Annotated in this window: 7 protein-coding genes and 1 riboswitch; of the genes, 4 read left to right on the forward strand and 3 right to left on the reverse strand. The window is 66.7% G+C overall.

The annotated features are described in order from the left end of the window. Window positions 1–76: 76 nt before the first annotated feature. The gene (locus tag AC2VOU_RS07600; protein ID WP_486956819.1) at window positions 77–2,008 is read right to left on the reverse strand and encodes an acyl-CoA dehydrogenase family protein; all 1,932 of its coding nucleotides are present in this window, start codon (window positions 2,006–2,008) and stop codon (window positions 77–79) included. 78 nt (window positions 2,009–2,086) lie between these two features. Further along, window positions 2,087–2,497 (reverse strand): cold-shock protein, encoded by a 411-nt coding sequence (locus tag AC2VOU_RS07605; RefSeq protein WP_486956820.1) that lies wholly within the window; start codon window positions 2,495–2,497, stop codon window positions 2,087–2,089. 155 nt (window positions 2,498–2,652) lie between these two features. Here AC2VOU_RS07605 and AC2VOU_RS07610 point away from each other — a divergent pair, with 155 nt between their 5' ends. Next, window positions 2,653–3,039 (forward strand): YccF domain-containing protein, encoded by a 387-nt coding sequence (locus AC2VOU_RS07610; RefSeq protein ID WP_486956821.1) that lies wholly within the window; start codon window positions 2,653–2,655, stop codon window positions 3,037–3,039. Window positions 3,040–3,350: 311 nt separating this feature from the next. After that, a riboswitch (cyclic di-AMP (ydaO/yuaA leader) is annotated at window positions 3,351–3,528 on the forward strand. Window positions 3,529–3,537: 9 nt separating this feature from the next. Then, complete coding sequence (locus tag AC2VOU_RS07615; protein WP_486956822.1) at window positions 3,538–4,311, forward strand: transglycosylase family protein; 774 nt, start codon at window positions 3,538–3,540, stop codon at window positions 4,309–4,311. Window positions 4,312–4,340: 29 nt separating this feature from the next. Here the strand turns inward: AC2VOU_RS07615 and AC2VOU_RS07620 are convergent, their stop codons facing one another. Further along, a complete protein-coding gene (locus tag AC2VOU_RS07620; RefSeq protein WP_486956823.1) occupies window positions 4,341–4,541 on the reverse strand; it encodes a hypothetical protein in 201 nt (66 codons plus the stop codon). A gap of 86 nt (window positions 4,542–4,627) precedes the next feature. Between AC2VOU_RS07620 and AC2VOU_RS07625 the strand changes: the two genes are divergently transcribed. Next, entirely contained in the window at window positions 4,628–6,877 is a 2,250-nt protein-coding gene (locus AC2VOU_RS07625; RefSeq protein WP_486956824.1) for a helicase-associated domain-containing protein, read from the forward strand. A 42-nt stretch (window positions 6,878–6,919) separates the two neighbouring features. Further along, a partial coding sequence (locus AC2VOU_RS07630) for a helicase-associated domain-containing protein (RefSeq protein ID WP_486956825.1) occupies window positions 6,920–7,859 on the forward strand: 940 nt, incomplete at its 3' end.

Here is a 7,859-nt window from a genome sequence, read left to right on the forward strand (position 1 = left end):
ATCCGGGTTTTGATGTAGCGGGTCTCGCGGGTGAATTCGCCGCTCTCGGCACGGCAGGAAGCTATGTCGATCTCCGTCAGGTATGCGTCACAGTCAGGAATCGGCGGGAAAGGTCGGATTCAGTCGACGCGCCGGGTTCCCAGTGCGAGATCCACGGCCCGGTGCCTTCGGACTGGTCGATTATCCCTTCCTCCGCCCAGATGTAGCGCCCCTTGAGCACATTCGCCGCCAACCGCGCGTCGACGTCGTCGGTATTGGTCCACAACGCCTCGAACAGCGACTCCACCCGCAGGGCGGCTTGTCGGCAGAACGCGTCGGCCAACTCGTAGGACTGCTCACCGCGGGCCCGATCGGCATTGCGCTGCGCCTCGGCCCGCACACACGTCGCCGCGATCGCGAACAGTTCGGCGCCGATGTCCACCACCCGGCCGAGGAATCCCTGCTTTTGCTCCAGCGCGGCCTGCCAGCGCGCCATCCCGTAAAAGGTGTTGCGCGCCAACTTGCGCGACGAGCGCTCGACGAATCGCAGATGCGGAGCCAGTTTGCCGAATTCGCGATACGCCGTTGGTCGTTGACCTTCACCAAAGACCAACTGGGGCAACCACTTCGCATAGAAGCTGCTCGCGCCGACGGCAGCCTTGGCCTTCTGACGCAGGTGGGCTTTCGCGTTCGCGAGGTCGCCGGCCGCATTCAGGTGTGCGTCGACCGCCTCGCGTGCGATCAACAATCGCATGATCTCGCTGGAGCCCTCGAAGATGCGGTTGATCCTCAAGTCGCGCACCACCTGCTCCACCGGGACCGCCCGTTCGCCGCGTGCCGCCAGCGACTCGGCGGTCTCGTAGCCACGGCCGCCGCGGATCTGCAACAGCTCGTCGGCGATCAGGCAGGCCATCTCACTGGACCACAACTTGGCCAGCGCTGCTTCGATCCGGATGTCGTTGCGGCCCTCGTCGGCCATCTGGGCGGACAGCTCCAACACTGATTCGAGGGCGTAACTCGTCGCGGCGATGAACGAAATCTTTTCAGCGACGGCTCCGTGTGCGCCGACGGGCTTGCCCCACTGCACGCGTTCGCCGGACCATTCCCGCGCGATTTTCAGCGACCACTTGGCCGAGCCCGCGGCGATTGCGGGTATCGAGAGCCGGCCGGCGTTCAGCGTCGTCAACGCGATCTTCAGTCCGTCGCCCTCCCTGCCGATCAGGTTCTCGGCCGGCACCCGTACCCTGTGCAAACGCGTCAGACCGTTCTCGATGCCGCGCAATCCCATGAAGGAGTTGCGGCGTTCGACAGTGATGCCAGGCGAATCGGCCTCGACGACGAACGCGCTGATGCCGCCGCGGTGCCCGTCGCCCTTGGGCACGGCCGCCATCACCACGAGAAGTTCGGCGACGACGCCGTTAGTGGTCCAGAGCTTCACGCCGTCGAGTTCGTAGCCGCCGGCGACCGGGGTTGCCGTTGAGGCGAGCCGCGCCGGGTCGGACCCGACGTCCGGCTCGGTCAGCAGAAACGCCGAGATAGCCCCGGCCGCGCAACGGGGCAGGAACTTTCTCTTCTGTTGGTCGTTACCGGCCAGCTTGAGCGGTTCGGGCACACCGATCGACTGGTGCGCCGAGAGCAACGCCCCAAGGCTGGCGTGCACGCTGGACACCATCATCAGCGCCCGGTTGTAGGCGACCTGGGACAGATTCAGCCCGCCGTACTCCGACGGGATCTTCATGCCGAAGCACCCCAGGTCGGCGAGGCCCCGGACGTAGTCGTCGGGAATCTTCGCCTCGCGCTCGATGATGCTGCCGTCGACGGTGCCGAGGAATTCCCGCAATCGGCCCAGGAATTCCTCGGTCCGGGCGGCCTCGTCGTCGGACGGCCGGGGAAATGGGTGGATGAGCGCCAGCGGAAAACGGCCGAGAAACAGCTCCTTGGCCAGTGAGGGTTTGTCCCAGCCGCTTTCGCGGGACTCCTCCGCTACCGCCCTCGCTTGTTCTTCGCTGACCTGCGCCTGCTGTGCCATGGCACTTCCTCACTCGAAACCGGCTCGTTCGGTTCGAAGTGTTCCCCGTCACGCGGAAAGGTACACCCGCCAAACGGCTCAGGCGTCCAATTCGCGGGCCACGGCCTTGACCACCTCGGACACCTTGCGGGCGATCTTGCGGTCGGGGTAGCGCCCCTTGCGCAGTTCGGGTTGTACGGTGCCCTCCAGCAGCGTGATCATGTCCTCGACCATGCCGTGCAACTCGTCGGGGCTGTGCTTGTGCTCGGCCGGACCCTCGCGGCGCGGACGGCTACTGAGCGTCGGCGGCGGGTCGATCAGCGTGAGGCTCAACGCCTGGGGTCCACGCCGCCCGGACGCCAAGCCAAACTCGACCTTCTGACCGGCCTTGAGGCCTTCGACGCCTGCGGGCAACGCCGAGGAGCGGACGTAGACGTCCTCGCCGTCTTCCTGAGACAGGAAGCCGAATCCCTTCTCCGTGTCGTACCACTTCACCTTGCCAGTCGGCACCGAACTCACCTGCTTGTCTAACGGGAGACTACTTAGGCCTACACAACGAAGCGCCCCGCCTGCGCAGGACGCGATGACGCCCGATCCTACTCGGATCACCGGCGGCTGAGCACCGGAGTTTCTGACCTACGCTGGTCGCACCGCTGGAGGAGATCATGCGCCTGGTTCTGAACGTCATCTGGCTGGTTTTCGGTGGCCTGTGGTTGGCCCTGGGATACTTGGTGGCTACGCTGATCTGCTTCGTGCTGATCGTGACCATTCCGTTCGGCTTCGCGTCGCTGCGCATCGCGTCGTACACGCTGTGGCCGTTCGGCCGCACGATCGTCGAGAAGCCCGGCGCCGGTACCGGCGCCCTGATCGGCAATGTTCTCTGGTTGCTGCTTTGCGGAATTTGGCTGGCCATCGGGCACCTGGTGACCGCCGCAGCCATGGCGGTGACAATCGTCGGCCTTCCGCTGGCGTTGGCCAATCTCAAACTGATCCCGGTGTCGGTGATGCCGCTGGGAAAGCAGATCGTTGCCGTGGATCAGCCGGCGCTGTAAGCAGGATCCAGGGCGGTTCGGCGGCGAAGACCGCGTCGAACGCACGCGGGTCCGAACTGCGCTTATGCGTCGCGCATATTGTGAAATCAGTCACATAACGGTTGGATCACGATGCGGCAACAGCCTGATTGCGACGCGTGCGACCTGCGCAAACAGTGCCTTTTCCTGGCGTCTTCGGGCATCGCGACACGCGAAACGCGACTTTCTGCAGAAAATGACTCTGCCGTAGACAGCCGCTAACGTCGATCACGGCCCGCCGAGTATCCCTGCCCGGTAGGCCTTCTCGCCTATAGCGCCGAGCTCCATCCAATAGGCGGGTAACGCTGATCCGTGGATGGAGGCGGGGGACCCAATGGTCCGCCGATATCGACCTGGAGCCCACGGCTCCTTGGGGTGAAGCCGACGCGTTTGACAAAGACGCGCGACGGCCGGGCGACCTCTTCCGCCCGAACCCGACAGCTGACCTCGCAGGCGCATACGAGAGGACTCCATAGGTCTATGAGCGGCCGTCACCGTAAACCCACCACACCCATCGTCGGCGTCGCGAAACTGGCCTTCACCGGTGCAGTCATCGGCGGCGGCGCGGTCCCACTAGCCCTCGCCGGCCATGCGGCCGCGGCACCCGACAGCGAATGGGACCGCGTCGCGGCCTGCGAGTCGGGCGGCAACTGGGCCATCAACACCGGCAACGGCTACCACGGCGGGTTGCAGTTCTCCCAAGGCACGTGGAACTCGCACGGCGGTGGCGAATACGCCACGTCGGCCAACCAGGCCACTCGCGATCAGCAGATCGCCGTAGCCGAGCGGGTACTGGCCACCCAGGGTAAGGGTGCCTGGCCGGTTTGTGGACGGGGACTGTCGGCCGCCACACCGCGCAACGTGCTCGCCGATGCGCCCGTGCCCCCGCCGGACGCCCCGCCGCCGGCGTTCGAGGCGCCCATGCCTCCACCACCGGACGACCCGCCGCCTCCACCGCCGGCACCCGAGCCGCCCCCGCCACCACCAGCCGAACCGGCCGCGGTCGACGCACCCGCGCCGGACGCACCGCCACCGCCGGCCGACCCCGCGCCCGAGCCCGCTCCACCGGCGCAGGCCGAATCCGTCGCGATGGATGCGCCCGCGCCACCCCCGGGAGAAACACCAGAGGGAGTGCACCAGGCCAACACCGTCGGAGCATCGCGGAAACTGGACCCGAGCTACCTGAACGACCTGCTCAAAGCGGTTCAGTCGCAGAGTGTAAGCACTAATCCCGCACTGCAGTCGCTCGCCTGATCGACGATCGTACGGCGGATGACCACCGCCTAGCGGTTGACCTCAGTGACCGGATGCAGATAGGGCAGTGCGTCGGCCGGCAACGGAAATTCCAGGTCGCCGAAGGGCGACAGGGCGCCGGTCCGATCGGTTGCCAATTCGCTCACGGCGTGGTCGTCAGGGTTGGTCGTCGGCCATCCGTTGTCGACGTAACGGGTCTTCTGCGCCTTGTTGTCAGCCACGCGGTCCATTCTGACAGGTCGGTTGCGGCAACGCCCGCCTTACCCTCCGTCCGTCGGGAACAGTCCCTCAGCCGACTGCTTTACGCTGGTCAGCAATGACCGAACACACCCCGGACATCCCGCTGGGGTCCTGGCTGGCCGAGTTGCCCGACGACCGGTTGATCCGTCTGCTGGAGTTGCGACCCGACCTGGCCCAACCGCCGCCGGGCAGCATCGCCGCGTTAGCCGCCCGCGCGCAGGCCCGCCAATCGCTGAAGGCTGCCACCGACGAGCTCGATTTCCTGCGGCTGGCGGTGATCGACGCGTTGCTGGTGCTGCAGGCCGACTCCGCGCCGGTGCCGGTCGCCAAGCTGCTCGCGCTGATGGGCGACCGAGCCCCCGAGGCCGACGTCCTCGACGCGCTCGAGAATCTGAAGCAACGCGCGCTGGTCTGGGGGGACGTCGCCGTGCGGGTGGCCTCCGCCGCCGACGGCGGCCTGCCCTGGTACGTCGGGCAGGTGACGCTGGAGGACGCCAGCCCGAGCGCGGGGCAGATCGCCGAGCTGATCGATGGCCTCGACGATCCGCAGCGTGAGCTGCTGGACCGCCTATCGGAGGGCTCGCCGCTAGGGCGGACCCGGGACGCCGCGCCCGGTGCTCCCGCGAATCGCCCGGTGCCACAACTGATTGCGTCTGGCCTACTTCGTCGAATCGATGCGGACACGGTGATCCTGCCCCGCCACGTCGGTCAGGTGATGCGCGGTGAACAACCCGGGCCGGTGCGGCTGACGGCCCCCGATCCGGTCGTGTCCACGACTACACCGGCCGACGTGGACGCCACAGCAGCCGGCGCGATCATCGACCTGCTTCGCGAACTCGATGTACTGATCGAGTCACTCAGCGTCGCACCGCTTTCCGAGCTTCGCAGCGGCGGTCTGGGGGTGCGGGAGATGCGTCGGCTGGCCAAAATCACCGGCGTCGACGAAGCCCGACTGGGGTTGATCCTGGCGTTGGCGGCCGCCGCGGGGCTGATCGCCAGCGGCCTTCCCGATCCGCAACCCAGCGTCGGCGATCCACCCTACTGGGCGCCAACGGTGGCCGCCGACCGTTTCACCGAGGCTCCCATCGCCGAACGTTGGCATTTACTGACGGCCACCTGGCTCGATTTGGCGGCTCGGCCGGCGTTGATCGGCAGCCGCGGACCAGACGCCAAACCATATGCGGCGCTGTCGGATTCGCTGTACTCGACAGCTGCTCCGCTGGATCGCCGACTACTGCTGAGCATGCTGGCCGAATTGCCGCCGGGTGCCGGCGTCGACAAGGACACCGCGTCGGCGGCGTTGATCTGGCGTCGGCCGCGCTGGTCCAAGCGGCTACAGCCCGCGCCGGTGGCCGCCCTGTTGGAGGAAGCCCAGCAGCTCGGCCTGGTCGGCCGCGGGGCACTCAGCTCGCCGGGCCGTGCCCTGATCGACGGCACTGATGACGCCCGCACGATCGCCGCGATGGCACGCACGCTGCCCAAGCCGATCCATCATTTTCTGGTACAGGCCGACCTGACCGTCGTGGTACCCGGCCCGCTGGAGCGCCATCTGGCCGAGGAACTGTCGACGGTTGCCGTCGTCGAGTCCGCCGGCACCGCAATGGTGTACCGGGTCAGCGAATCCTCGATCCGGCATGCGCTTGACATCGGCAAGACGGCCGACGAATTGCACAGCCTGTTCCAAAATCATTCCACAACCCCTGTGCCGCAAGGTCTCACGTATCTGATCGACGATGTCGCGCGTCGACACGGTCAGCTGCGTATCGGCATGGCCACATCGTTCGTGAGATGCGAAGATCCGACGTTGCTTGCCCAGGCAGCGGCCGCCGCCGAACATGTGGGACTCCGGGTGCTGGCACCGACCGTGGCGATCTCGCCGGCGCCCATCAGCGAAGTACTCACCGCGCTGCAGGGCGCCGGGTTCGCCCCCGCAGCCGAGGATTCGACGGGTGCCATCGTCGACATCCGGGCGCGCGGTGCGCGGGTTCCCGCGCCGCAGCGCTACCGCTCGCACCGGCCGATGCCGCAACTCAGTAGCGAAACGCTGAGCGCAGTGGTCGCGGTGCTGCGGAAAGTGACCACCGCCCCGTTCGACAGCGTGCGGATCGATCCTGCGGTGGCCATGTCACTGCTGCAAAAAGCGGCCCGCGAGCGGGACACGGTGCTGATCAAGTACGTCGACGCCGCAGGGGTGTCCACCCAGCGCGTGGTGTCACCGATCACGGTCCGAGGCGGGCAGCTGCTCGCGTTCGATTCGGCGTCCAGCAGCGCCCGTGACTTCGCGATTCACCGGATCACGTCGGTGATGACCGCCGACGAAGATTAACGGTCGGCGCCCATGTCGGCAGCATCGGGATAATGGACTCTTATGACCGACGGACCCCTGATCGTGCAGTCCGACAAGACAGTGCTACTGGAAGTCGACCACGAGCTCGCCGGCGCGGCGCGCGCGGCCATCGCGCCGTTCGCAGAACTCGAACGCGCACCCGAACACGTACACACCTATCGGATCACCCCGCTGGCCCTGTGGAATGCCCGTGCGGCCAGCCACGACGCCGAGCAGGTCGTCGATGCTCTGGTCAGCTTTTCCCGGTACGCGGTGCCGCAGCCGTTACTGGTCGACATCGTCGACACGATGGCCCGCTATGGCCGACTGCAGTTGGTGAAGAGCCCGGTACACGGCTTGACCCTGCTGAGTCTCGACCGGGCTGTCCTGGAAGAGGTGTTGCGCCACAAGAAGATCGCTCCCATGCTCGGTGCACGTATCGACGACGACACCGTGGTCGTGCACCCCAGCGAACGGGGCCGGATCAAGCAGATGCTGCTCAAGATCGGCTGGCCCGCCGAGGATCTGGCGGGCTACGTTGACGGCGAGGCACATGCCATCGACTTGCGGCAGGACGGCTGGGAGCTTCGCGACTACCAGGAGATGGCAGCCGAATCCTTCTGGGCCGGCGGGTCAGGCGTCGTCGTCTTGCCGTGCGGTGCGGGCAAGACACTCGTCGGCGCCGCAGCGATGGCCAAGGCCAGGGCCACCACGCTGATTCTGGTCACCAACACCGTCGCGGGCCGGCAGTGGAAGCGCGAGCTCATCGCCCGTACCTCGTTGACCGAGGAGGAGATCGGCGAATACTCCGGCGAACGCAAGGAGATCCGGCCGGTCACCATCGCGACGTATCAGGTGATTACCCGGCGCACCAAAGGCGAATACCGCCACCTGGAATTGTTCGACAGCCGCGACTGGGGACTGATCATCTACGACGAGGTGCACCTGCTGCCGGCGCCGGTCTTCCGGATGACCGCCGATC

This window comes from Mycobacterium sp. TH-M25, assembly GCF_057473665.1.

Excerpts from the sequence above, each read along its gene's own strand:
- AC2VOU_RS07600 (WP_486956819.1), bottom strand. The coding sequence starts at position 2,008 with ATGGCACAGCAGGCGCAGGTCAGCGAAGAACAAGCGAGGGCGGTAGCG.
- AC2VOU_RS07610 (WP_486956821.1), top strand. The coding sequence starts at position 2,653 with ATGCGCCTGGTTCTGAACGTCATCTGGCTGGTTTTCGGTGGCCTGTGG.
- AC2VOU_RS07615 (WP_486956822.1), top strand. The coding sequence starts at position 3,538 with ATGAGCGGCCGTCACCGTAAACCCACCACACCCATCGTCGGCGTCGCG.
- AC2VOU_RS07620 (WP_486956823.1), bottom strand. The coding sequence starts at position 4,541 with ATGGACCGCGTGGCTGACAACAAGGCGCAGAAGACCCGTTACGTCGAC.
- AC2VOU_RS07625 (WP_486956824.1), top strand. The coding sequence starts at position 4,628 with ATGACCGAACACACCCCGGACATCCCGCTGGGGTCCTGGCTGGCCGAG.